The 24,592-nt window shown below is 62.8% G+C and carries 16 protein-coding genes, 4 pseudogenes and 1 riboswitch; of the genes and pseudogenes, 16 read left to right on the top strand and 4 right to left on the bottom strand.

Annotation, left to right across the window (positions count from 1 at the left end):
• Positions 1–635 precede the first annotated feature (635 nt).
• Entirely contained in the window at positions 636–1,451 is an 816-nt protein-coding gene (locus ABS769_RS16870) for a DUF3014 domain-containing protein (RefSeq protein ID WP_317062547.1), read from the top strand.
• A gap of 139 nt (positions 1,452–1,590) precedes the next feature.
• Here ABS769_RS16870 and ABS769_RS16875 read toward each other — a convergent pair whose 3' ends face one another.
• Both ABS769_RS16875 and ABS769_RS16880 read right to left on the bottom strand, forming a co-directional pair.
• A complete protein-coding gene (locus ABS769_RS16875) occupies positions 1,591–2,298 on the bottom strand; it encodes a glutathione S-transferase (RefSeq protein WP_317062549.1) in 708 nt (235 codons plus the stop codon).
• Positions 2,299–2,343: 45 nt separating this feature from the next.
• Positions 2,344–2,652, bottom strand: coding sequence for a GIY-YIG nuclease family protein (locus ABS769_RS16880; protein ID WP_317062550.1), 309 nt, complete (start codon positions 2,650–2,652; stop codon positions 2,344–2,346).
• Between the two features lie 272 nt (positions 2,653–2,924).
• Here ABS769_RS16880 and ABS769_RS16885 point away from each other — a divergent pair, with 272 nt between their 5' ends.
• From ABS769_RS16885 to ABS769_RS16950, 14 genes and pseudogenes are all read left to right on the top strand, one after another.
• Complete coding sequence (locus ABS769_RS16885; protein ID WP_317062551.1) at positions 2,925–5,180, top strand: TonB-dependent receptor; 2,256 nt, start codon at positions 2,925–2,927, stop codon at positions 5,178–5,180.
• Between the two features lie 64 nt (positions 5,181–5,244).
• Complete coding sequence (locus ABS769_RS16890; protein ID WP_317062552.1) at positions 5,245–6,573, top strand: LLM class flavin-dependent oxidoreductase; 1,329 nt, start codon at positions 5,245–5,247, stop codon at positions 6,571–6,573.
• 16 nt (positions 6,574–6,589) lie between these two features.
• Positions 6,590–7,630 carry an L-glyceraldehyde 3-phosphate reductase gene (mgrA, locus tag ABS769_RS16895; RefSeq protein ID WP_317062553.1) on the top strand — a complete coding sequence of 347 codons (1,041 nt, stop codon included), beginning with the start codon at positions 6,590–6,592 and terminating at the stop codon, positions 7,628–7,630.
• An 11-nt stretch (positions 7,631–7,641) separates the two neighbouring features.
• The gene (locus tag ABS769_RS16900; RefSeq protein WP_317062554.1) at positions 7,642–8,625 is read left to right on the top strand and encodes an aliphatic sulfonate ABC transporter substrate-binding protein; all 984 of its coding nucleotides are present in this window, start codon (positions 7,642–7,644) and stop codon (positions 8,623–8,625) included.
• A gap of 115 nt (positions 8,626–8,740) precedes the next feature.
• The gene (gene ssuC / locus ABS769_RS16905) at positions 8,741–9,535 is read left to right on the top strand and encodes an aliphatic sulfonate ABC transporter permease SsuC (protein ID WP_205394016.1); all 795 of its coding nucleotides are present in this window, start codon (positions 8,741–8,743) and stop codon (positions 9,533–9,535) included.
• Complete coding sequence (locus ABS769_RS16910; protein WP_317062556.1) at positions 9,532–10,368, top strand: ATP-binding cassette domain-containing protein; 837 nt, start codon at positions 9,532–9,534, stop codon at positions 10,366–10,368. The genes ssuC and ABS769_RS16910 overlap by 4 nt, the downstream gene beginning before the upstream one ends.
• Positions 10,369–10,589: 221 nt before the next feature.
• Complete coding sequence (gene clpB / locus ABS769_RS16915; RefSeq protein WP_317062558.1) at positions 10,590–13,175, top strand: ATP-dependent chaperone ClpB; 2,586 nt, start codon at positions 10,590–10,592, stop codon at positions 13,173–13,175.
• A gap of 212 nt (positions 13,176–13,387) precedes the next feature.
• Complete coding sequence (locus ABS769_RS16920) at positions 13,388–14,674, top strand: O-acetylhomoserine aminocarboxypropyltransferase/cysteine synthase family protein (protein ID WP_317062559.1); 1,287 nt, start codon at positions 13,388–13,390, stop codon at positions 14,672–14,674.
• A gap of 993 nt (positions 14,675–15,667) precedes the next feature.
• A riboswitch (cobalamin riboswitch) is annotated at positions 15,668–15,890 on the top strand.
• Positions 15,891–16,005: 115 nt separating this feature from the next.
• Positions 16,006–17,883: a TonB-dependent vitamin B12 receptor gene (gene btuB / locus ABS769_RS16925; protein ID WP_317062561.1), complete on the top strand. Its 1,878-nt coding sequence runs from the start codon at positions 16,006–16,008 to the stop codon at positions 17,881–17,883.
• A 39-nt stretch (positions 17,884–17,922) separates the two neighbouring features.
• Positions 17,923–18,078 (top strand): annotated as a pseudogene (locus ABS769_RS16930) (cobyric acid synthase); the annotation flags it as partial.
• Positions 18,062–18,487 (top strand): annotated as a pseudogene (locus ABS769_RS16935) (bifunctional adenosylcobinamide kinase/adenosylcobinamide-phosphate guanylyltransferase); the annotation flags it as partial. The pseudogenes ABS769_RS16930 and ABS769_RS16935, both read left to right, overlap by 17 nt.
• Positions 18,484–19,530, top strand: a complete 1,047-nt coding sequence (gene cobT, locus ABS769_RS16940) for a nicotinate-nucleotide--dimethylbenzimidazole phosphoribosyltransferase (RefSeq protein WP_317062562.1) — start codon at positions 18,484–18,486, stop codon at positions 19,528–19,530. The pseudogene ABS769_RS16935 and the gene cobT, both read left to right, overlap by 4 nt.
• Positions 19,527–19,673 carry a hypothetical protein gene (locus ABS769_RS16945; protein WP_317062563.1) on the top strand — a complete coding sequence of 49 codons (147 nt, stop codon included), beginning with the start codon at positions 19,527–19,529 and terminating at the stop codon, positions 19,671–19,673. The genes cobT and ABS769_RS16945 overlap by 4 nt, the downstream gene beginning before the upstream one ends.
• Before the next feature lie 167 nt (positions 19,674–19,840).
• Positions 19,841–20,731, top strand: coding sequence for an AraC family transcriptional regulator (locus tag ABS769_RS16950; protein ID WP_317062565.1), 891 nt, complete (start codon positions 19,841–19,843; stop codon positions 20,729–20,731).
• Positions 20,732–20,962: 231 nt separating this feature from the next.
• Here the strand turns inward: ABS769_RS16950 and ABS769_RS16955 are convergent.
• A pseudogene (locus ABS769_RS16955) lies at positions 20,963–22,384 on the bottom strand (glycoside hydrolase family 6 protein); the annotation flags it as partial.
• Positions 22,385–22,665: 281 nt separating this feature from the next.
• On the bottom strand, positions 22,666–23,421 hold the full coding sequence (locus ABS769_RS16960; protein ID WP_317062566.1) for a hypothetical protein: 756 nt from the start codon (positions 23,419–23,421) through the stop codon (positions 22,666–22,668).
• A gap of 656 nt (positions 23,422–24,077) precedes the next feature.
• On the opposite strand from ABS769_RS16960, the pseudogene ABS769_RS16965 reads away from it, so the two are divergent.
• A pseudogene (locus ABS769_RS16965) lies at positions 24,078–24,572 on the top strand (IS5 family transposase); the annotation flags it as partial.
• Positions 24,573–24,592: the final 20 nt, after the last annotated feature.

A 24,592-nucleotide genomic window follows, 5' to 3' on the forward strand; every position in this document is an offset into this window, starting at 1 on the left:
TTATCGTTTCGAGTGTCACCTCGGGCAACTGTTCGGGCGAATCAAGGGAGAATCCGGCGTGGGTACCAAGCTACACGGCGATCGCTGAGATCCAGGCTCTCACGGTGGCCCACGCCGGCTCTCGACATCTAATCTGCCAGATTCCGAACAGATAAGGCTCTTACGCGGCATCCATGCCGCGTAAGGTCCCGCGACGGTGGGCGGGCAAGGACCAGTCGGGATGGTCGCTGCGCATGGTTTTAAACAAAGCAACCGATCAACTCTCTGGTGCGGTGTCCTCACCGCTTGCGGGACCGTGTGGCGGCATGGATGCCGCCATCGAGCCTACATGGAGGTACTTGCGGCGTGTCCCGCGAGCGGTGAGGGCATCGCGCCCTCGACCCACCGAGCTTTTGACTGCCTCAAACTTCGCTGCGGGCGTTATCTGTTCGCAATGAGGATGATGGTTACGGGCATGTCGTTGTCGCTTGCAGCGTAAGAGCCAGCGTTTGCTTCCACAGACAGCGAACCTCGCGTGCAAACGCTCCAGCTTGATGCACGCAGCCTGCTGGATCGCGTCATCGCCACATATCGATGGAACCACCGCGCCATCTCATGGTCACACCATGGATGTTGTCGATGTAAGGAGTTTCACGATGCAATCGAAGTCTTCGCGTTGGCCGTGGCTGCTGGCGGTGCCAATCGTGGCCGGTGCCGCTTGGTGGCTGTTCAGCGGGTCACCCACTGCTCCGGGCGCGTTGCCTGCGCCGATCAGCCAGACCGCAAGCGCCGTGGCAGCCGCTGTGACCCCTGCGCCGCCCGTGCCGGCAGGGCCACGGCATCCGGTGCAGGCGCCCTCGGCCGATGCCGCCGACGCTGCGATTCCTGCGCTGGCACAGAGCGATGCGGCTGCCTGGCAGGCATTGCTGGACCTGGTGCAGGACGATGGCGCGTTGTCGATCGTGGTGCGCAAGCATCTGATCGAGCGCGTTGTGGTGATGATCGACAATCTGACCCAGCCCAGCATCAGCCGCCGTGTCTCGGTGCTGCAGCCGGTGCCTGGTGAGTTGCAGGTCTCCGACGCAGCTGGCGCTGTTGTGATCGATCAGGCCAATGCGGTGCGTTATGCGCCTTACGTGGCGGCATTCACCCAGGTGGATGCGCAGGCCTTGGTGCGCAGTTATGTGCGTTTCTACCCGCTGTTTCAGCAGGCATATGCCGATCTCGGCGCGCCGGATCGTTACTTCAATGACCGCGTGATCGATGTGATCGATCATCTGTTACGCACGCCGGATCCAGCGCAACCGATCAAGGTGGTGCGCGACGAACGTGGTCGCTATCGCTTTGTCGATCCTGCGCTGGAAGCGCTGTCGGTTGGGCAAAAAGCAGTGTTGCGGCTGGGGCCGACGCAGGCCGCTGCGGTGAAGGTGCAGTTGCAGCGAATTCGGACGGCATTGCTGCAGGGACGTTGAGGCGGCTTGCGATCGACGCAAGGATGAGGCCGCACCGAGTGCGGCCTTGCATGCTGCAGTGACATGCACCTGGCGTCAGTATCGACGCAGTGGTTTCGGTGCTGCTTGCGATGTGATGCAGGAGATGCAGTCGTATCGATTACGCCGCATCCAGCTCCGGATAGTGGCGAAAAATGCCATTGGTGTTGAACGCTACACGTCGCTCGGATGCGAGATAGGCGGCAATCCGCGGACGCTCGGCCACGCGCTGCTGTAAGGCCTTGAGGCCGGGCAGATCGGTCGACAGCGTTGCCATGTGCTTGGGAAACATGTATTCCAGCCCGCTGATCAGCTGAAACAGCGACAGATCCACATACGAATACGCGCCCAGTACATGGGTGCCGCCGGCCTGTTGCAGCACCTGTTCGAAGTAGCCCAGGAACTTGGGCAGGCGGTTGTCGCGCAGGTCCTTGGCACGCTTGGCCGCTTCGGCTTTCTGGTCTTCGTAATACAGCCCGGTGGCGATCGGATGATGGGTATCGTGCACTTCGGCCACCAGGTCGCTGATGGTCAGCTGCAATTGCAATGCCTGGATGCGTAGTGCATCCGATTCCGGTACCAGCTTCAGCTGCGGCCCAATGAAATGCAGGATCGCTGCGACCTGCGCAACTACGGTGTCGCCTGCCTTGAGGAAGGGCGGTGCGAACGGCTGGGCGCCGGCTTGGTGACCTTCCAGAAAGGCATTCATCACTTCATCGCCTTCCACGCGCGCCACGTCGGTGTAGTCGGCGCCGGCATCTTCCAGTGCGAGGCGGACGAATTCGCCGCGGCCTTGCAGGCCGGTCCAGTAGTAGAGCTGATAGTGCATGCGCTGCTCCGCGATTGATGGCGGTGCAGCGTAGAAAACACACGGCTAGGCGGGCGTGATCAATGCGTCAGCGAGCTGTGACTCGGCGCCGTCGCTCGCTTGCGCCAGCAACCAGGCCAGCTTGCGCGCGCGCGGTTGCTGCTTGAGCTGCCACTCTGCGCGCGAGGCTGCGGCGCGGTCCGCGTACGGGTGGCTGGCAAGCACTTCCAGTGGTGGATTCGCGCGTGTGTAGCGCGCGCCGGTACCACGCAGATGCGCCTGGAAGCGCCGCTCCAGATCGTTGGTGATGCCGGCGTAATAGCTGCCGTTGCGACACAGCAGCAGGTAGAGGTGCCAGGGCTTGGGTACATCCATGGAGCCATTATCGCCACTTGACTCGCTATTGTGCATCGGTGGTCTTCGAGCGCGCTTGGCGCGGCTATCCGCACGCACTGCAGTGCGTGAGTGAATAACCACCTAAACATTGGTTATTTGACGCTTGAGGCAGCTGCAAACAGCATGCGCTATTGCATTGAACCGCCTGCCGTGCGTGCGCTGCACCTTGTTCGCCGCGCACGCACGGCGCTCTCGAATAACCGAAGTCACTAACGCTGCGACAAGACAGCCCACGCCACGAAAGGCCATACATGCCCGCGCGATACCGGACCCCTGCAAGGATCTTTGCTGCTTCGAAATGGTTGGCCAAGCCGCAGGTGTTGGCGTGGAGTCTGGCGTGGGCATGTACGCCGGTGCTGGCCGATGAAGTGGGTGAGGCTGCGGCCACACCAGATCGCGCCGCGCAGACCTTGGGCGCGGTGACGGTGACCGCCACACGTCGCGAGACCACCTTGCAGCAAGTGCCGGTGGCGGTGTCGGTGGTGCAGGGTGAAACGCTGGAGCGCGAAAACCGCAACAGCGTAGCCGACCTGCCTGCGCTGGTGCCCAGCCTGACCTTTCGCACCGGCGCCTCCAACAAGGACACCTCGTTGTTCCTGCGTGGCGTGGGTACCATCTCCACCTCGCCGGGCGTCGAGCCCAGCGTGGCTACGGTCATCGATGGCGTGGTGCTGGGGCGGCCGGGCCAGGCCACGCTGGATCTGGTCGATGTCGAACGTATCGAAGTCCTGCGCGGGCCGCAGGGCACCTTGTTCGGCAAGAACGCCTCGGCCGGCGTGCTCAATATCGTCAGCAAGCCGTCGCCAGATGTGTTCGGCGGCTATGTGGATTACGCGCACTTCGGAGGCGGCGACGAAGACCGTGTGCGTGCCAGCGTGGGCGGCACGCTGGTGCCGGAGGTGCTCAAGGCCAGCGTGTCGGCGTTGTGGGCCGAGTACGGCGGCAATGTGCGCAATGTGGCCGACGGCCAGACCGTCAATGGTTACCAGCGCTCCGGTGCGCGGCTGCGGCTGGATCTGACCCCGAACCAGAGCTTGAACGCGACGCTGCTCGCCGACTACCTGCAATCGCGTAGCGACGCGCCCAGCGGTGTGGTGGTGGCCAGCACGCGTGCGGACTTCGCTGCGGCGCTTGCGCCAGTCACTGCTAGCGCCGACAACCGGCAGATCAGCAGCGATTACCGCACGCATCTGGACGACACCAACAAGGGCGCCTCGCTGCAGCTGGATCAGCATCTTGGCGAGGCGTTGCTCACCTCGATCAGCGCGTGGCGGCAATGGGATAACACCCAGTTCCAGGATGGCGACCGCACCGCGCAACGCAGCGCGGCGTTTCCGTCCTCGCACGACCGTGGTGATCTGGGCTACACACAGTATTCGCAGGAATTGCGCATCCAGACCCCGCGCGACCGTGCAGTGGAAGCGGTCGCCGGGCTGTATTACCTGCACGCGCGCAACGACGAAACCTATCGCCGTACCGTGACCTCGCCGACCGCCAGCAACGTGGGTGTGGCCGATTACGGCACGCGTGCAGAAACGTATGCGGCGTTCGGCGAGGCCACCTGGCATTGGCGCCCGGATCTGCGTGCGTTGTTGGGCGCGCGCTTCACCCGCGACACGCTCGACTATCAACATCGGCGCGTGTCCAGCTCCGCAGCCGCAGTCACCGGTATCCAGCCCTCTACGGCAAGCAGTGGCAGCACTGCAGAAAACGGCGTGTCGGGTCGCGCCGGCCTGCAATACGACTTCGATGCGCAGACCACCGGTTACCTCACTTATTCGCGCGGCTACAAGGGCCCGGCCTACAACGTGTTCTTCAACATGCAGCCGCGCGATACGCCGGCGCTGAAGCCGGAAACCTCCAATGCCTGGGAACTCGGCTTGAAGGCGCGCGCCCTGGACGATCGCCTCAGTGCGAATGTGGCGCTGTTCCATACCGAATACGCCAACTATCAGGCCAACTTTTTCGACACCGTGGCCGGGCAGGTGGTGACACGCTTGATCAATGCCGGCCAAGTGCGCACGCAAGGCCTGGAACTGGATCTGGAGTATCGGCCCACCGAGCGGCTCAGCCTGGCCGCATCGCTGGCTTACACGCAGGCGCGCATCCTGCGCTTTGCCTGCCCCACCGCAGCAGCGGCCAACTGCAATGTCGATGGCAGGCCGCTGCCGTTTTCGCCGGACTGGAAGGGCAATCTGCGTGCCGGTTACCGGGTGCCGTTGCGCGGCAGCCTGGCGCTGGAATTCAGCGGCGATGTGAGTTGGCAGGACAGCGTGCAGTACGACCTCAGCCAGACCCCGCAGACCATCCAGGGCCCGTATGCGATCTGGAATGCCAGCATTGCGCTGGCCGACGATGTGCATGGCTGGCGGGTGGCCGTGCTCGGCCGCAATCTCGGCGATCGTTCGTATGCACCGCTGCTGGCCAATGCCACCGGAAATGTCTATCGGCTGGTGCCGCGGGACGATCAGCGCTATGTCGGGCTGCAGTTGCATAAGGATTTTTGACGATGTGTGTGATGGTGTTGGATATCGATTTGAACAGTGCGGGTGTTACGCACAGTAGGCTGCAATGAGCGCCGCACGTCAGCTTTCGCTCGGCGCATTTTTGATGGCCACTGGCCATCACGTGGCCGCATGGCGGCATCCGCACGCCAGTGCCGATCCGCTGGTGTTCGATCATTACCGGCAGATGGTGCGCATTGCCGAGGCCGCCAAGTTCGATGCGGTGTTCGTCGCCGACAGCCTGGCTGCGGCCGGTGGGCCGGTGGCGTCGCGGATGGCGCGCTCCAGCCTGTTCGAGCCGCTCACGTTGCTCAGCGCGTTGGCGGTGGTGAGCGAGCGCATCGGGTTGATCGCCACCATGACCACCAGCTACAACGAGCCGTACCACGTGGCGCGCAAGTTCGCCTCGCTGGATCATCTGTCCGGTGGGCGTGCCGGCTGGAATCTGGTCACCTCCGATGCCGCCGACGAGGCGCTGAATTTCAACCGCGATGCGCATTACGTGCATGCCGAGCGCTATGCGCGGGCGCGCGAATTCCAGCAAGTGGTCGCAGGGCTGTGGGACAGCTGGGACGACGATGCCTTTATCGCCGACACTGCCTCTGGCGTGCACTACGATCCGGCGCGGCTGCATGTGCTAGACCATCGCGGGGCGCACTTCCAGGTCCGCGGGCCGCTCAATATCGCGCGGGCGCCGCAGGGGCATCCGGTGCTGGTGCAGGCTGGCTCGTCCGAGCCCGGACGTGCGCTCGCGGCCGAAACGGCCGAGGTGGTGTTCACCGCGCAGTCGTCGCTGGCCAAGGCGCAGGCGTTCTACGCCGACATCAAGGGGCGGCTGGAACAATTCGGGCGCTCGCGCGATGCATTGAAGGTGATGCCAGGCGTGTTCGTCGTGGTCGGGCAAAGCCAGGCCGAGGCGCAGGAAAAGTTCGAGCAGTTTCAGGAGCTGGTGGAGCCCGAGGTCGGCATCGCGCTGCTGTCGCGCATGCTGGGCAACTTCGATCTGTCCGGCTATCCGCCGGATGGCCCGTTGCCGGAGCTGCCGCTCACCGAAACCGGCCAGCGCAGCCGCCAGCAGTTGTTCACCGAGCTGGCCGGACAGGAGCAACTGAGCATTGCCCAGCTCGGTCGGCGCATCGCAGGCGGACGCGGGCACTACAGCCTGATCGGTACGCCGACACAGATTGCCGACCAGCTGCAGGCCTGGTTCGAAGGCGAGGCCGCGGACGGTTTCAACGTGCTGGTGCCGCATCTGCCCGGCGGCCTGGCCGATGTGGCCACGCACGTGGTGCCCGAGCTGCAGCGGCGTGGACTGTTCCGGCGTGAATATGCAGGGCGCACCTTGCGCGATCATCTGGGACTGACACGCCCCGCCAATCGCTTCAGCGCACGCTGATCTACCGGACATTCTGATGACCTATCTCGCACATCCCGATCGTTACGACCGTATCGCCTACCGCCGTGTCGGCCGCAGCGGCCTGGTGTTGCCGGCACTGTCGCTGGGCCTGTGGCACAACTTCGGCGACAGTACGCCGATCGACACGCAGCGCGCCTTGCTGCGCACCGCGTTCGATCTGGGCATCACCCATTTCGATCTGGCCAACAACTACGGCCCGCCGTATGGCAGCGCGGAAATCAACTTCGGCCGCCTGCTGCGCGAGGATTTCAAGCCGTATCGCGACGAACTGATCATTTCCACCAAGGCCGGTTGGGACATGTGGCCGGGCCCGTACGGGCAGGGCGGCAGTTCGCGCAAATACCTGCTGTCCAGCCTGGATCAGAGCCTGCAGCGGCTGGGCGTGGACTACGTGGATATCTTCTACTCGCACCGCTTCGATGCGGACACGCCGCTGGAAGAGACCGCCGGCGCATTGGCCAGCGCGGTGCAGCAGGGCAAGGCGCTGTATGTAGGGGTGTCGTCGTATTCGGCGGCGCGCACGCGCGACATCGCTGCCTTGCTGCGCGAGTGGAAAGTGCCGCTGCTGATTCATCAGCCGGCCTACAACCTGTTCAATCGCTGGGCCGAACACGAGCTGTTCGATGCGACCGACGAGGTCGGCGCCGGCGTGATCGCATTCACGCCGCTGGCGCAGGGCCTGTTGACCGGCAAGTACCTCAATGGCGTGCCCAGCGATGCGCGGGTGAATCGTCCGGGTGGGCAGTCGCTGCGCCCGGAACATCTGTCCGAGGCCAACCTGCAGCGCGCACGCGGGCTGGATGCGATCGCGCAGCGGCGTGGACAGAGTCTGGCGCAGTTGGCGTTGGCCTGGGTACTGCGCGATCCGCGTGTGAGCTCGGCCTTGCTGGGTGCCAGCCGCCCGGAGCAGTTGATCGAAAACGTCGCGGCCTTGCAGTCGCCTGCGTTCAGTGCCGACGAGTTGGCCGAGATCGATCGCTTTGCGGTGGAGGGTGGCGTCAACCTCTGGGAAAAACCGTCCACCGATTGGCAATGAGGAGGATTCGGATGCGCTACCGCTTTGTGTTTGTTGCGTTGCTGTTGTCCAGCATTGCTTGGCTGCAACCCGCATGGGCAGCCGAGCCGGCGCAGTTGCGTATCGGCTATCAAAAAGCGGTGTCGAGCCTGGTGCTGGCCAAGCAGCATCGGTTACTGGAACAACGCTTCCCGCGCACCAAAATTACCTGGATCGAGTTTCCGGCCGGGCCGCAATTGCTGGAAGCCTTGAATGTGGGCAGCATCGATCTGGGCGGTGCCGGCGATATTCCGCCATTGTTCGCGCAGGCCGCCGGTGCCGATCTGGTGTATGTGGGATGGGTGCCGCCCACGCCCAAGGCCGAGACCATTCTGGTGCCGGCCAAGAGCACGCTGCGGCGCGTGGCCGATCTCAAGGGTAAGCGGGTTGCGTTTCAGAAAGGATCGAGTGCGCACAACCTGTTGCTGCGCCTGTTGGCCAAGTCGGGCCTGAGCATGCGCGACATCACGCCGTTGTATCTGTCGCCGGCCAATGCACGCGCAGCCTTCGCTGCAGGGCAGGTGGATGCCTGGGCGATCTGGGACCCGTGGTATTCGGCATTGACGCTGGATGGCAGTGCGCGCCTGCTCGCCAACGGCGAAGGGCTGGGACTGACCGGCGGCTTCTTTCTGTCTTCGCGCCGCTATGCCACCGCGTGGGGCCCGTTCGTGCAGCAGGTGATGGGGCAGCTCAATCAGGCCGACGGACTATTGGAACGCGATCGCGCCGGCAGCATTCGGGTGCTGGCGCAGGTGAGCGGGCTGCCGCCTGCGGTGGTCGAGCGCACGCTGGCCCATCGCCCGCCGGCCAGCGTGCAACCGCTCAGCGCCGAGGTCATCAAGGCGCAGCAGGCCACCGCCGATCTGTTCCACGCGCAGCGCCTGTTGCCCAAGCGGGTGCTGGTGGCACCGGCGGTGTGGCGCGCGCCAGCGGTTGCCGTTGCATCGCCGGCGGGCAAACAAGCGGCGGGCAAGTGATGCGCGGGACAAGAGATGCAAACGCAAGCGGGATCGGGAACGGGTGCCGTGCCCCCGCAAACGTGCACATGCGCGCTGTTGTTGCGATGCGTCGCCACATCATCAAGGTTCCGCAATGAGTACCCGCTCGCGTCGTTTGGGCAATCTACTAGTGCCTTGGCTATTGCCATTGGCCTTGCTGGTGGCCTGGCAGATCGCCGCCTCCGGCGGCTGGTTGCCGCAGCGCATTCTGCCTGCGCCGGACGCGGTGCTGCGTGCGGCTGTCACGCTGGTGCAAAGCGGCGAGTTGTGGCAACACCTGGCCATCAGCAGCTGGCGTGCGGCCGTGGGCCTGGCCATCGGTGGCAGCATCGGGTTTGCGCTGGGCCTGCTCACCGGCGTGTCGCGCGTGGCCGAACGCCTGCTCGACAGCGCCTTGCAGATGCTGCGCAACGTGCCGCATCTGGCGCTGATTCCGCTGGTGATCCTGTGGTTCGGCATCGACGAGGGCGCCAAGCTGTTTCTGGTGGCGCTGGGCACCTTCTTCCCGATCTATCTCAATACCTATCACGGCATCCGTAGCGTGGACCCGGCGCTGATCGAGATGGCGCGCAATTACGGCTTGCGCGGCCCGCAGCTGTTTGTCGATGTGTTGTTGCCCGGTGCGTTGCCGTCGATTCTGGTCGGATTGCGCTTTGCACTGGGTTTGATGTGGCTGACCTTGATCGTGGCCGAGACCATTTCCGCAAGTTCCGGCATCGGCTATCTGGCGACGAACGCGCGCGAATTTCTGCAGACCGACATCGTGGTGGTGGCCATCTTGCTGTACGCATTGCTCGGCAAGCTGGCCGATCTGGCCGCACGCGGATTGGAAGCCTGGTGGTTGGGCTGGCACCCGGCGCAGCAACAGCGTGCGGAGCTGCGCCGATGAGCGCAGTCGAGACCGGCCTGCCGCTGACCTTGCGCGGGATCGGCAAACGCTATGGCGATGCGGAGGTGTTGCGTGGTATCGATCTGGACATCGCGCCCGGTGCCAGCGTGGCGATTGTCGGGCGCAGCGGCTGCGGCAAGAGCACCTTGCTGCGCGTGATCGCCGGGCTGGAAGCGGCCGATACCGGCACGGTCGACAGCGGTCATGCAGCGCTGGCAGCGCAGCGCGATGCGGTACGGCTGATGTTCCAGGACGCGCGGCTGCTGCCGTGGAAGCGGGTGGTCGACAACGTGGCGCTGGGCCTGGGGCGTGCCGGTCTTGCGCAGGCGCAGGCGGCGCTGGACGCGGTGGGGTTGGGCACACGTGGCGGCGATTGGCCGGCAACGCTGTCGGGCGGTCAACGACAACGCGTGGCCCTGGCGCGTGCGCTGGTACATCGGCCGCGGCTGTTGCTGCTGGACGAACCGCTGGGCGCACTGGATGCGTTGACGCGGATCGAGATGCAGCAGCTGATCGTGCAGCTGTGGCAGCAACATGGCTTCACCCTGGTGCTGGTCACCCATGACGTCGCCGAAGCCAGTGCATTGGCCGACCGCATCGTGGTGATCGAGCACGGCCAGGTCGGCCTGGATGTGGCGGTGCCGGTGGCGCACCCGCGTGTACCAGGCGCGCCGGCGCTGGCGGCGATCCAGGCGCAGGTGTTGTCGCGTCTGCTGGGGACGGCGCAGCTGCCGCTGCCGGCGGCCACGGAGAACGCCGAGGACGCCAAGGATGTCGATGCGCGGCAGGGCGCTGCGACGCACGCCACTGTGCCACTGCGGCGGATCGTCTAGCAGGCTGGTCGTCGGCCTGAGTCTGTAAGCCCACGCTTATGCCAGTGCGCAAGGCAAACCCGTTTCTCCAACATCGCGCAGCCCCACACCAAGCAGCGTGAGCCGGGCTTGATGCCCCTCATCCGCACTTGCCGCACCCGCTAAACCTTGAAACCCCGCACAGCAGCCGCATCTGCACGGTATCGCCGGAGACACCGGCCACCAGTTCAGAGGATTTCCCCATGCGGATGGACAAGCTCACCTCGCGGTTCCAGCAGGCGCTGGCCGACGCGCAGTCGCTGGCCGTGGGCCGCGACCACAACATCATCGAACCGGTGCACGTGCTGGCCGCATTGCTCGACCAGAGTGGCGGCAGCACGCGCCCGCTGCTGTCGCAGGCCGGCGTCAATGTGCCGCTGCTGCGCGAGCGGCTGGGCGAGGCGCTGGATACGCTGCCCAAGGTGTCGGGGCAGGAAGGCAACCTGTCGATCGGCAACGATCTCAACCGCCTGCTCAACCAGACCGACAAACTGGCCCAGCAACATGGCGATGCCTTTATCGCCAGCGAGTGGTTCGTGCTGGCCGCGGCTGACGATGCCAGCCCGCTGGGCGTGGCCTTGCGCGCGGCCGGTGGCGACAAGAAAAAGATCGAGGTTGCCATCGACAAGTTGCGCGGCGGCGAAACCGTGCAATCGGAAAACGCCGAAGAACAGCGCCAGGCACTGGAAAAATACACCATCGATCTGACCGCGCGCGCCGAGAGCGGCAAGCTCGATCCGGTGATCGGCCGCGACGAAGAAATCCGCCGCACCATTCAAGTCTTGCAGCGGCGCACCAAGAACAACCCGGTGCTGATCGGCGAACCCGGCGTGGGCAAGACCGCGATTGTCGAGGGCCTGGCCCAGCGCATCATCAACGGCGAAGTGCCCGAAGGCCTGCGCGGCAAGCGCGTGCTGTCGCTGGACATGGGCGCGCTGATCGCCGGCGCCAAATTCCGCGGCGAGTTCGAAGAACGGCTAAAGGCGGTGCTCAGCGACCTGTCCAAGAACGAAGGCCAGATCATCCTGTTCATCGACGAGCTGCACACCATGGTGGGCGCAGGCAAGGCCGATGGCGCAATGGATGCCGGCAACATGCTCAAGCCGGCGCTGGCGCGTGGCGAGCTGCATTGCATCGGCGCCACCACGCTGGACGAATACCGCAAGTACATCGAAAAAGACGCGGCGCTGGAGCGGCGTTTCCAGAAGGTGTTCGTGGGCGAACCGACGGTGGAAGACACCATCGCGATCCTGCGTGGCTTGAAGGAACGCTATGCCGTGCATCACGGCGTGGAGATCACCGACCCGGCGATCGTGGCCGCCGCCACCTTGTCCAACCGCTACATCACCGACCGCCAGCTGCCGGACAAGGCCATCGATTTGATGGACGAGGCGGCATCGCGCATCCGCATGGAGATCGACTCCAAGCCGGAGGAGCTCGATCGCCTGGAGCGCCGCCTGATCCAGCTCAAGATCCAGCGCGAAATGCTGAAGAAGGAAAAGGACGACGCCTCGCGGCAGCGCCTGGCCGATCTGGAAACCGACATCGACAAGCTCGAGCGCGAGTTCTACGACCTCAACGAACTATGGAAGTCGGAGAAAGCTGCGCTGCAGGGCACCACCAAGGTCAAGGAGCAGATCGAGCACGCCAAGCTGGAACTGGAGGCCGCACAGCGCCGCCAGGACTACGCAAAAATGAGCGAGATCCAGTACGGCGTATTGCCGCAGCTGGAAAAGCAGATGGCGCTGGCCAACGAGGTCGAACATCATGATTTCAAGCTGGTGCAGGACCGCGTGACCGCCGAAGAAATCGCCGAGGTGGTGTCGCGTTGGACCGGTATTCCGGTCAACAAGATGCTCGAAGGCGAGCGCGACAAGTTGTTGCGCATGGAAGACGAACTGCACCATCGCGTGGTCGGCCAGAACGAGGCCATCAAGGTGGTCTCCGACGCGGTGCGGCGTTCGCGCGCGGGCTTGTCCGATCCGCATCGCCCGAGTGGTTCGTTCCTGTTCCTGGGCCCGACCGGCGTGGGCAAGACCGAGTTGTGCAAGGCGCTGGCGGACTTTTTGTTCGACAGCACCGAGGCAATGATCCGCATCGACATGAGCGAGTTCATGGAGAAGCATTCGGTCTCGCGGCTGATCGGTGCGCCGCCGGGCTATGTCGGTTACGAAGAAGGCGGCTATCTCACCGAGGCGGTGCGTCGGCGCCCGTATTCGTTGATCCTGCTGGACGAAGTGGAAAAGGCGCATGCCGATGTCTTCAACATCCTGCTGCAGGTGCTCGACGACGGACGTCTCACCGATGGCCAGGGCCGCACGGTGGACTTCCGCAACACCGTCATCGTGATGACCTCCAACCTGGGCTCGCACCAGATCCAGGAGCTGTCCGGCGACGGCAGCGCCGAGGCCTACACGCAGATGAAGGCCGCAGTGATGGGCGTGGTGCAGGCACATTTCCGCCCGGAGTTCATCAACCGGCTGGACGACATCGTGGTGTTCCATCCGCTGGATAAGGCGCAGATCAAATCGATCGCACGCATCCAGTTGCATGGGCTGGAAAAGCGCTTGTCCGAGCGCGGTCTCAAGCTGGATCTGGACGATGCCGCGCTGGAACTGCTCGGCAATGTCGGCTTCGACCCGGTGTACGGCGCGCGACCGCTCAAGCGCGCGATCCAGTCGCAGGTGGAGAACCCGCTGGCGCAGCAGATTCTCTCCGGGCATTACCTCAGCGGCGACACCGTGCGCGTGCGCGTCGAGGGTGGGCGTCTGGCATTTACCAAGGGCTGATGTTTGGCGGGACTTGTGTGCCGCATCGGTAGCAAAGGTTGAAAGGTCACCAACGGGCACTGTGCAGGCAGTGCCCGTTTGCGTGATATGGATGGTGCATGCTTGGCATCGTTGCGCTTACAACGCGGCGGCATAAGCTCATTACCGCTCGTCTGCAATCGCGCGCGCCGGCCCGGCTATGGTCGGCACTCTGTCCGAGAGCGAGCCGCGCCATGACCGATCCGCAGTGGAAGCCTGAAACCATCGCCGTGCACGGCGGCTATCAGCCCGACCCGACCACGCGGGCGGTGGCGGTGCCGATTTACCAGACCGTCGCCTACGCCTTCGACGATACTCAGCACGGCGCGGACCTGTTCGACCTCAAGGTGCAGGGCAATATCTATAGCCGCATCATGAATCCGACCAACGATGTGCTGGAGCAACGCGTGGCCGCGCTGGAAGGCGGCATCGGCGCGTTGGCGCTGGCGTCCGGGCAGGCGGCGGTGACGTATGCGATCCAGACCATTGCCGAGGCTGGCGACAACATCGTCTCCTCCAGTGCGTTGTATGGCGGCACCTACAATCTGTTCGCGCATACATTTCCGCAGTTCGGCATCAGCACGCGCTTTGCCGACTATCGCGATCCGCAGGCCTTCGCGGGATTGATCGATGAGCGCACCAAGGCGGTCTTCGTCGAGTCGATCGGCAACCCACGCGGCAATATCACCGACATCGAAGCGGTGGCCGCGGTGGCGCATGCGCATGGGGTGCCGTTGATCGTGGACAACACCGTGGCCACGCCGTCGTTGTTGCGGCCGATCGAGTTCGGCGCCGACATCGTGGTGCATTCGCTGACCAAGTATCTGGGTGGCCATGGCAACAGCATCGGCGGGGCGATCGTGGACAGCGGGCGCTTTCCGTGGGCGGCGCACAAACAGCGCTTTCCGCGTCTCAACGAGCCGGATGTGAGCTATCACGGCGTGGTGTATACCGAAGCGTTGGGTGATGCTGCTTACATCGGTCGTGCGCGTGTAGTGCCATTGCGAAATACCGGTGCGGCGCTGTCGCCGTTCAATGCGTTTTTGATCCTGCAAGGCATCGAAACGCTGCCGTTGCGGATGGAGCGTATCAACGCGAATACGCTGGCGATTGCGACGTATCTGCAAGGGCACGCGCGGGTTGCGTGGGTCAACTATGCCGCGCTGCCGGATCATCCCGAGCATGCGTTGGCGCAGAAGTATCTGGGCGGTCATGGCTCGGGTGTGTTGACGTTCGGCCTGCCCGGCGGGCGTACGGCCGGTGCGCGTTTTCTGGATGCGCTGCAGTTGTTCACGCGGCTGGTAAATATCGGCGATGCGAAGTCGCTGGCAACGCATCCGGCATCTACCACGCATCGCCAGCTGGGCCCGGCCGAACTGGAACATGCCGGGGTCAGCGAAGACACCGTGCGGTTGTCGATCGGCATCGAACACATCGACGATCTGCTGGCGGATCTGGAGCAGGCGCTGCAGGGCGCGTGAGGTGTTTTAGCCCCTTTATGAGCAGGGATGAATAACCCCTCTCTGCGGGCACCAAGGCACGGCTTGCGCGCCACCGGCGCGCGTGTCTTGGTGCGCCCGCGCTGCTAGCGCGGAGCGGGGGTTGGGGTGAGGGTCTGGCGAAGCACGATGCCTGCCGGTACTGGCTTCGGTAAGGGGCGCCAGCGCGGCCGGGGATCGGCTCTTCGGCTCGGTCAGACATCCTGTCTGACTCGCCGCGCGGCACATCCATGTGCCGCTCTCTGCCGATCCCCGGCCACGCTGCCGCCTCGGCACGTCGCTTCCATGACCTAGAAATCTTGAACAAGCCGATGAAGCGTGGCTTGAAGCCGCTCTCCCGCCGGGGCGAGGAGGCACAGCTGGCGCGCCATGGGCGCGCGTGCCTTGGAGCGCCCGCGCCGCAAGCGCGGGCCGGGGCGCTGAGCGGGGGTTGGGGTGAGGGTACGGGTTCTCCGGGCACCGCCAAGCACGCTGTCTGTCTCTGGCTCTGGCTCTGGCTTCGGTCAGGGCGTCAGCGCGGCCGGGTATTGGCTCTTCGGCTCGGTCAGACATCCTGTCTGACTCGCCGCGCGGCACATCCGTGTGCCGCTCTCCGCCAATCCCCGGCCACGCTGCCGCCTCGGCACGTCGCCTCCATGACCCAGAAATCTTGAACAAGCCAATAAAGCGTTGCTTGAAGCTCCTCTCCCGTCGGGAACGGCTAGCCCCTCTCCCGCTGGGAGAGGGGTTGGGGTGAGGGTACGGGGGCGAAGCCCACTCGTATGTGCGAGATGAAGCCCGGTGGCGGACATGTGGGCAACCCCAGCATGCTGCTTCCATCCATGGCATGAGGCTTCGCTCCACACCCTCATCCGGCGCTGCGCGCCACCTTCTCCCGATGGGAGAAGGAATCATCAGCAATCACCATCCCGGCGCGTGGCGACGCGCTGCTCTCGGCGGGCGGTTAGAGACCGCTGAGGCGCCAGCCAATCCTGCTACCATGCGCGCCCCTGAGGTGACCGCCGGATTTCCGGTGGTTTAAACGGGAATCCGGTGCGCGCATCGCCTTGGCGAGCTGCAATTCCGGAGCTGCCCCCGCAACGGTGGGCGAGGTCAGATGCCGCATTACGCCACTGTGCAGTCGCATGGGAAGGCGCGGCATCGGAGGCGCAAGCCTCCACTCGCGAGCCCGGAGACCGGCCTGAGGGATTGACCCGGCACGCGGTGGGCGTGGCCTTGATCGTCTGGCGCTGCGGCGTCGGGCGCCTGGCCCGTTGCTGTTTGCCGCCCCATTGCCCCCGCGCGGGTAGGCGCGGTTCCAGGAGCAGCAGTCGATGTCCCTTTCTTCCGTTTCGCCGCGCCGTGCGGTGTTGGCCGTGTGCCTTTCGTTGTGTGTGGCCAATGTGGCCCGCGCCGAGGCGGCCATCGATCTCGACCAGGTGGTGGTCACCGCCTCGCGCACCGCGCAGACCCAGGACCAGACGCTGGCGCCGGTCACGGTGATCGACCGCGCGCAGATCGAGCGTCGCCAGGTGAACTCGCTGCAGGATCTACTGCGTGGCGAAGCCGGCGTGTCGCTGGCCAACAATGGCGGACCCGGCAAGCCGACCTCGCTGTTCCTGCGCGGCACCGAGTCCGACCAGGTGGTGGTGCTGATCGACGGCGTGCGCATCGGTTCGGCCACCTCGGGCGGCGCGGCGCTGCAGGACCTGCCGATCGAGCAGATCGAGCGCATCGAAATCGTGCGTGGCCCGTTCTCCAGTTTGTATGGTTCCGAAGCGCTGGGCGGTGTCGTCCAGATCTTTACCCGCCGCCCGCAGGGCAGCTTCGTGCCCACCTTCAGCGCGGCGGCGGGCAGCGACAACGCGCGTCGCTACAGTGCAGGTGTGGCCGGGCGCAGTCAGGACGATCTGAGCGAGCGCGGCGGCTGGTATTCGGCCAACGCGGTGCATGACGAAACCGATGGCATCAACGCCTATCTGGACACCAGCTCCAGCGACTACGATCCGGATCGCGATGGCTATCGCAACGATTCGCTGAGCGTGCAGGGCGGCTGGCGCTTCAATCGCCAGTGGGATGCGGACGTGCATGCCTTGCGTGCGCAGAGCCGCAACGAATACGACGGCTCGGCCTTCGGCGGTAACTTGTCCAAGGGCGTGCAGCAGGCGGTCGGCGGCCGCGTGCGGTATGCGCCGACCGATGCGGTCAAGTTCACTGCCAGCGTCGGCAGCAGTTCCGATTTGAGCGATGCGTATTACGAAGGCGCGTATCTGTCCACCTATGACACCCGCCGCAAGCAAGGTTCGTTGCAGGCCGATATCGATGCCGGCGCTGGCCTGCTGACGGTCGGCTTCGACTGGCAGCGCGATGCCATCGCCAGCAGCGACAATTACAATTCCGATAGCCGCATCGACCGCGCCGCATTCGCGCAGTGGCAGCAGAGCTTCGGCACGCAGTCGTTGCAGGCCAGCCTGCGTCGCAACGACAACAGCCAGTTCGGCGGCAAGACCACCGGCAGCCTGCTGTGGGGCTGGGATTTCGCCGAGCATCTGCGCCTGACCGCCAGCTACGGCACCGCGTTCAAGGCACCGACCTTCAACGAGTTGTATTACCCCGATTTCGGCAATCCGTTACTGGGGCCGGAGACCTCCAAGAGCGCCGAGCTCGGTCTGCGCGGCAACTACGACTGGGGCACCTGGACGCTGAGCGCGTTCCAGACCCGCATCGACGATTTGATCGCCTACGACGCGGCTCTGGTGGATGCAACGCATCCGTTCGGGCAGCCGAACAATATCGATCAGGCGCGCATCCGCGGCGTGGAAGCCGGTTACGACACCGAGCTGGCCGGCTGGACCGTGCGCAGCGCGTTGACCTGGTTGCAGCCGGAAGCCGATGGCAGCGTCAATCAAGGCAACTGGTTGCCGCGGCGCGCGCGGCAGAGCGGGCGTATCGATGCGGACCGCAGCTTCGGTGTGTTCGGCGTGGGTGCCAGCCTATTCGGGTCCGGCAAGCGTTTCGACGATCTGGCCAACACCGAGCGCCTGGCCGGTTATGGGTTGCTGGATCTGCGCGTGAGTTATGCAGTGAATGCGGAGTGGAACGTGGCGCTCACGGCCAACAATGTGTTCGATCGCCAGTACGAAACCGCACGCTGGTACGCGCAGCCGGGGCGCAATTATCTGCTGACGCTGCGTTATCAAGCAGCGCAGTAAGCGCGGCGATCACACCGGCCGTGCTCACCGTCGGGCGGATCCACACTGCAGCCGCACAAGTCATTGCATTGCGTGGACGGGCGGTTTGCATTGAACGACGCGGCGGTGAGCGGCTACGCGATCCACTGCGGCATCAGCACGGGCGCTGCGTTGACGCGGCCCTTGCTGCAACAGGACGACGGCCGCGCCATTGGACGAAGAGATGCGCGCACGCATCGCGCATCATCGCAGCCAACGCCCGCCGCACTGGCAGTGTGTGGAACAACCGATCGCACTGGCTGTCAGCTTGCAGACACTGGCCGCGCCCGACCGCTGCGTGCTGGTGGATTGCCTCACGCTGTGGCTGAGCAGCCTGCTGGGCGACCCGGATGCCGGCGTATTCGTGCGCGAGCGTGATGCCTTGCGCGCCACCCTGCCGCAGTTGCCGGAGCAGATCGTGCTGGTCGGCAACGCGGTCGGGCAGGGCATCGTGCCGTTGGGTGAACCGATGCGCCGGTTTGTCGACCAGGCCGGTCTGCTGCATCAGACATTGGCGGTACAGTGCGAGCGCGTGGTGTTCGTCGTGGCCGGCTTGCCGATGGTGCTGAAAGGAGACGCGGTGTGAGTATCGATTGGATCCAGGGTGCCTGTGCGGTGCCGGATGCACGTGTGCGGGCAGCGGCGCTGGCCCGGCAGGGACAACTGACCAAGCCGCCTGGTGCGCTGGGTCGGCTGGAGCACCTGGCCGTGCAACTGGCGGCCTGGCAGCGCAATGAATCCCCCACCGTGCAGCGGATCTGGATTGCAGTGTATGCCGCCGACCACGGCGTCGCGGCCGAGGGCGTATCTGCGTTTCCGCAAGCGGTCACCGGCGAAATGGTGCGCAATTTCGCCCGCGGTGGCGCCGCCATTGCGGTACTGGCGCGCGAGCTCGGCGCACGGCTGGAAGTGGTGAATCTGGGCGTGGTCAACGACCCGGGCGAGTTGCCGCGTGTGCGCCGCGCCTGGATCGCGCCGTCCAGCGCCAACATCTGCGAGCAGCCGGCGATGACATCCACCCAGTTGCGCGACGCACTCGCCGCAGGCGCCGAAAGCATTGCGCAGGCAAGGAGTTGCGATACGCAGCTGTTTGTCGGCGGCGAAATGGGCATCGGCAACACCACTGCTGCCGCAGCGCTGGGCTGCGCGCTGCTGTCGCAGTTTCCGCAGGCGATGGCCGGCGCCGGTACCGGGCTGGATGCCGAAGGCATCGCGCACAAGGCGACCGTGATCACTCGCGCGCTGGCCCTGCATGCCGATGCCTCCACCACGTTGGAGCGGCTGCGTCGGCTTGGCGGTTTCGAAATTGCCGCCCTGGTCGGTGCTTACATCGCGGCTGCGCAGGCGGGGATTCCGGTGCTGGTGGATGGCTTTATCAGCACTGCTGCAGCGCTGGTCGCCACCCATCTCAACGGCGGCGTGCGCGAATGGCTGTTGTTCGGGCATCGCTCGCAGGAGCGCGGCCACGCCGCCTTGCTGCGCGCGCTGGATGCCGAGCCCCTGCTGCAACTTGATCTGCGCCTGGGCGAAGCTAGCGGCGCAGCCGTTGCCATTCCGCTGTTGCGCAGCGCCTGCGCCTTGCACAACGGCATGGCCACCTTTGCCGAAGCCGGAATCTCCGACGCATGAGCGCGCAGATCAGTGTGTTGCGGCATGGGGACACCGGCCAGCGCAGCTGCCGCATCGATATTGCAGGTGTCGCCCGCACCGGCGCTGTCTGTCAACGCCTCGGCGGCATGACCGGCGACACTGCGGCGCCCTGGTGGAACTGACCGAACCTGCAGTGTTGGTGGCCCCGGCGCTGCAGGCGAGCTGAGTCAAACGAGCTGAGCAAAAGTGGTTGGCGGTGCCGCCGAGCGCACCGCCTGCATTGCGCAAGATCGGGACCGCAGGCCGCGCCGATCTGCGCGATGCTGAGGCTGCCAACAAGGAATCGCCCATGTCAGCAGCAGCCTCGTCACTCAACCGCCAACGCAGCGTCGAACGCGTTGTGGCACATCTGCAGGCCAGCATCCGCGCCGGCGAACCGTTGCCCGATCTGGCAGCGCTGGCGGCAGTTGCGCAGCAATCGCCGCATCATTTTCATCGCGTCTATCGCGCCCTGGCGGGCGAAACCTTGGGGCAGACCACCGCGCGCCTGCGTCTGAGTTATGCGCTGCATCTGTTGGGCGAGCAGGCGAGCTCGGTGACCGAGGTGGCGCTGGCGGTCGGCTATCAAACCCCGCAGGCATTGGCACGCGCATTCCGTGCCGCATTGCAGGCCAGCCCGAGCAGCTTGCGCAATGCGCCTGCCGTGCGCGCGCAGAAACTGCAGCAACTGGCTGCGCCTTCGGTGCCGCCGCAGATATCTGGCGCGCCGTTGCAGGTGATGGTGCACGTGCTCGACCCACTGGAAGTGGTGGTGCTACGTCAGCGCGGTGCCTTCGACGATCTGGACCGTGGCTTTGGCCGCATCGCCGCCTGGGCCGAGCGGGTCGGTGCAATCGAGCAGCTGCAGTCGCTGATCGGCCTGCCGCTCAGCGACCATCGCGATGTGCCGGCGCAGCAGCACGTATTCGAATGCGGCATGGTCTTCGACACTGCACTGTCGCCGCCTGCACCTTTGCAACTACGTCAGCTCGATGGTGGCGCGCATGCGGTGCTGCGTCATGTGGGCTCGTATGCATGGTTGGAAGACGCGCTCGACCGCGTGCTCGCGCAGTGGCTACCCGACAGCGGCTACGTGCTACGCGATGCGCCGCTGCATTACCTTTATCTAGACGACCCGGAAACAGTGGCCGAGGACGTACTGCGTGCGGATATACACGTGCCGGTTCAAATGTGTCGCTAGCGTTTCTGTCTGGTGGCTGCTCTCCTGCCTGCAGCTCCTTCCAGAACGGAATTGGCAGCACAACAGCGTCGATAAACGCTGAGATGACGGCCTAAACGGCCGTCATCTCCACTTCTCGAATGATGTATACCCACCTGTTCACAGCTCAGATTGTCTAGACGGCAAACTATGGCAAAGCGGTGGCGAGTCTCATGAAAGACGGAAGACGCGTCAATCGTGCGGCGTGGCACTTACCTTGCTGGCGGGTGCCGAATGGACGGTGGCAGTGGCAGAACTTCCGATGGCGGGGTAAGCGTTATTGACCAATTCGACGAATTGGTCGTGGAACCACGCGCCTGCAATCGGGGATTCTGGCAACGCGCCCGTCAGCGTGCCATCCGGCGTCGTGTAGGTCGGGTCGCAGTATCTATCGAAACCCTTTCCCTGATTATTCCGAATGAGTTTGCTGGAGCCGTCAGATTCACCTGGGCCCTTGCCCCAGACGTATGCATGGATGTGCGCTGCTGGTGCGGCAGTTGGAGGCATGCCGATACCTGCCCCTTTCTGATTGCACCAATTGCCGCGATGTAAACGAAGATCTACCCGTCCTGAGTTCACATACGTATTGACATCATTTCCGCTGGCAGAAGTTGGACGACTGCCACCACCCCAACCGTTGCGGCTTGTATCGATCAGGAAGCCGATCCTGCTGGGCCAGCCTGCGCTAACGAAGTCGCTATACAGGGCTTCTGTAAAGGTTGTCTCGTCGAAAAAGCTGTTCCACTGGTAAAAGTTAGCTGATCTGATGGGCTGCCCGCCGATCGTCAAATCAGGGTTGCGCAGATTCGGTTCATTAAGCGGCGTATAGTTGGCTGTATTAGTAATGAAACCGTCCACGCTGGCAAACCCCGCTGCGGTCCCTTGGACGATACTTGAGTACAGCGCAATTGCTGGGGTCCGGTTACTGGGCCATCCCAGCCAGCCGGAGTGCCCAATATCCATGTAATTGGTTGTATTGGCGATGGCATGCAGTTTGTCCAGCGCGTACTGGATACCCTGCTTGTAGATACCGGTGGAATTTGCCTGGCCGCAGGCGGGGGTGCTCAGATTGGTGACGAGATTGGGCAGGCTGTCAGGTTCGATGATGTTGACAATGCGAAGATCCTTGTACTTCGGGTTTGCAAGCACGGACGCGATTACGTTGATGTAATCCTTCTTGTAGCGTTGCAGTCCTGCCTGGGTTAAAGGTAGCTCGCCATTGGATGCCAGTGCATGGCAGTCCCGTCCCGGGATGTCATAGATGACCAAGCTCACCGTTATTGGCTTGTTTGCTTTCCTTTGCTGTACTAACGCAGCGTCCAGGTGGCCTTTCAGGCTGAGGCGACCTCCATTCCTTGAGCCACCATAGAGTGAGTTAATCGAGTCTAGCCAGACCGCAGTGGGGTATGACTTTACGATCTGCATTTTTTTCTTGGTTGACACATCGCTCACTTTGGCAATCGACGAGTCGACCTCTTTCGAATAGTCGGGATTTAGATAGCCAATGGCGCCGACGAACGGATTCGCAGCGTGCGTTTGTGCGCAAGCGCATGCGGTAGAGAAAAGACCGGCGGTCACCAGTGAAACATTTATCGTTGACTTTAAATGGAGTCGGAAATTTTTCAAACATTTCATGATGTTTACCTTCATATGGCGAGGTTGGATGCAGCGGTTGATGCAAGAAAGGTCCGATAGGTTTTGAGGTGTGTAGCGAGTGTTGTTCATGGCCAGCCGCACTAGCGTTTCTTTCTAAAAATCGTCCGAGCGGAAACGGCAAGGTTTAGCTGATCTACCTGCCCGCTTTGCGCACGATCGGAGCTAAAGAGACAGGGCTTCGGAGGTATGGCGGGCTCTTCGCTCGTTCCTCTACTGAGCCTGGTATGCTCTGATTAAGTGGCGAAAGTTTCGTTTGAAATTCATGCGGATCGATAGCCAAGCCATTCGGACCATGGCAAGGGTTGTGCTCCAAGGTCGGATTTTGCGTACTCATAGAAGAGCGCTATGAAATCCAGTTGACTGTTGAATAAGCCGAGGCCTTCTTCGCAGTGATTGGCTTGATCAAAAGCCAGTGAGTGAATTTTATTAAAGGCCAGCTGTCGATTGATGATATCTGCAAAAGATACTGTCGTTGCGTTCTTCAGCATGTCGTGCATAGTGATTAAGATTCCCGCATGTCTCAGTCCCGAGTTGCAGTGAATGTGCAACTTTTCGTGAGGCATCATCCTGCGGCTTATTGTAGTAAATACATCAACATCTTCTATGCGGAGGGCTGGATGAACGGGCAAGGTCAAGCAGGCGTATTCAGTGCTCTCCGTTCCTGCTGATTCTTCTTTGCCAAAATCCATGGGGCTTCCATTGGTCACCATGCGTAATTCTGATCTTTTATTTCTGAGAATATTATATTCACGAAACTGCAACGTCGGTTGTCTTGTTCGCTGATAGGTTTTACTGAGATCTTCCGCCAGAACGTTTTCGTGGGTTTTACCTAGATCCTTCCAAAATGGGTTGTTGGGCACCCGTAGTACGATCGCAGAATTTTCTGTCAGAGGAGTGGGGCTGGTAATGTTGGCAGTAGACGCGATACTTGCACTGCAAGAAATATGTAGGCAGTTCCATCCCGTCGAGATGTAGCTTTCGTGGAGATTGAAATCATCTGATGAGCGGAAATCCATTGTTGATGTTCGTGCTTTGAATTTCTGTGCATGTTGAGAGCCGATTTTTGTACGCGATCTGAGTGATGATCTGATTGATCTGGGCGTGTGGTCCGATATGATGTGCGCATCGCACTTTAATGGATGAACTATATTTCTACTGTGCCGACCGCTTGCTATAGCTCGATGAAACGTCTCTGCGATGGCTCTTTTGGAGAACTCACTCTGTTAATATTATTGGGATTTTTGGCTGCCAAAGATGATCTGGGATTGATATTATTTATCTGAATTTCGCAAGGAGGAAAGTGATGAATTAATTTCCTCCATCGCCGACGGATCCGACTCTTGCTGAGCGAAGATATGTCGGAAATAGCGAATAATCTTCAAGCGTTATAATTTTTTTGTAACGTTGCGCACGAATTATGCGGTTTCGGTTCCGTTCGCTCGGATTTTCTCTTCGCCCTCGATCGACTTGGCTCCTAGGTGCAACAGTCTTGCACTGCAAAATCGCGTTTCTGTCAAAAATCCTGACCGTGTTACTTCAAGTTCAGAGCGGCTAACAAAAACCTTTTGAATACTATCTTCAGTTTGGAAAAATGGGGCCATGGCAAGACATACAGAGATTCCTATTACGCTATGGAAGCGCATTGAGTCATTGATTCCGCATGTCAAGCCTTCTCCCAGCTGCGGGTGTGGCTTCCCTCCTGCGGCGAGGCCACGCGGGGCCGAATCCTGTCGATCACGGCAAACGCGGTAGCAAACCGCATCTGCTCGTCGATCCAAACGGCATGCCCTCGGCGGTGCGCGTCACCGGCGCCAATCGGCACGACTCGGTCGTGTTTAAGGAGTTGCTTGATGGCTTGCCTGCAATCTCCGGAAAACCGGGGCGTCCGCGACGCTGGCTTGGCAAACTGCATGTCGACAAAGCCTATGACATTAAACGTTGCCGCACCTTCCGCAAGCAGAGCGGGACCATTGCGCCGATTGCGCGCAATGGGATCCAGCGCAACTACCGGTTGGGCCGTCATCGCTGGGTCGTCGAGCGCACGCATGCCTGGCTCGCAGGCATGGGCAAACTGCGCATCCGCTTTGAACGCCGCATCGATATCCACTTGGCGTTGCTCTCGCTTGCTTGTTCCACCATCTGCTTACAGTTTCTTCCTGGGTGTTGTGAGCCACTCTTGATCGATTA

It is taken from the genome of Xanthomonas hortorum, assembly GCF_040279205.1.
Classification (GTDB): Bacteria; Pseudomonadota; Gammaproteobacteria; order Xanthomonadales; family Xanthomonadaceae; genus Xanthomonas; species Xanthomonas hortorum_F.

What these genes read in the sequence shown, in the direction of transcription:
- ABS769_RS16870 (WP_317062547.1), top strand. Translation starts at nt 636, where the DNA reads ATGCAATCGAAGTCTTCGCGTTGGCCGTGGCTGCTGGCGGTGCCAATC.
- ABS769_RS16875 (WP_317062549.1), bottom strand. Translation starts at nt 2,298, where the DNA reads ATGCACTATCAGCTCTACTACTGGACCGGCCTGCAAGGCCGCGGCGAA.
- ABS769_RS16880 (WP_317062550.1), bottom strand. Translation starts at nt 2,652, where the DNA reads ATGGATGTACCCAAGCCCTGGCACCTCTACCTGCTGCTGTGTCGCAAC.
- ABS769_RS16885 (WP_317062551.1), top strand. Translation starts at nt 2,925, where the DNA reads ATGCCCGCGCGATACCGGACCCCTGCAAGGATCTTTGCTGCTTCGAAA.
- ABS769_RS16890 (WP_317062552.1), top strand. Translation starts at nt 5,245, where the DNA reads ATGAGCGCCGCACGTCAGCTTTCGCTCGGCGCATTTTTGATGGCCACT.
- mgrA (WP_317062553.1), top strand. Translation starts at nt 6,590, where the DNA reads ATGACCTATCTCGCACATCCCGATCGTTACGACCGTATCGCCTACCGC.
- ABS769_RS16900 (WP_317062554.1), top strand. Translation starts at nt 7,642, where the DNA reads ATGCGCTACCGCTTTGTGTTTGTTGCGTTGCTGTTGTCCAGCATTGCT.
- ssuC (WP_205394016.1), top strand. Translation starts at nt 8,741, where the DNA reads ATGAGTACCCGCTCGCGTCGTTTGGGCAATCTACTAGTGCCTTGGCTA.
- ABS769_RS16910 (WP_317062556.1), top strand. Translation starts at nt 9,532, where the DNA reads ATGAGCGCAGTCGAGACCGGCCTGCCGCTGACCTTGCGCGGGATCGGC.
- clpB (WP_317062558.1), top strand. Translation starts at nt 10,590, where the DNA reads ATGCGGATGGACAAGCTCACCTCGCGGTTCCAGCAGGCGCTGGCCGAC.
- ABS769_RS16920 (WP_317062559.1), top strand. Translation starts at nt 13,388, where the DNA reads ATGACCGATCCGCAGTGGAAGCCTGAAACCATCGCCGTGCACGGCGGC.
- btuB (WP_317062561.1), top strand. Translation starts at nt 16,006, where the DNA reads ATGTCCCTTTCTTCCGTTTCGCCGCGCCGTGCGGTGTTGGCCGTGTGC.
- ABS769_RS16945 (WP_317062563.1), top strand. Translation starts at nt 19,527, where the DNA reads ATGAGCGCGCAGATCAGTGTGTTGCGGCATGGGGACACCGGCCAGCGC.
- ABS769_RS16950 (WP_317062565.1), top strand. Translation starts at nt 19,841, where the DNA reads ATGTCAGCAGCAGCCTCGTCACTCAACCGCCAACGCAGCGTCGAACGC.
- ABS769_RS16960 (WP_317062566.1), bottom strand. Translation starts at nt 23,421, where the DNA reads ATGGATTTCCGCTCATCAGATGATTTCAATCTCCACGAAAGCTACATC.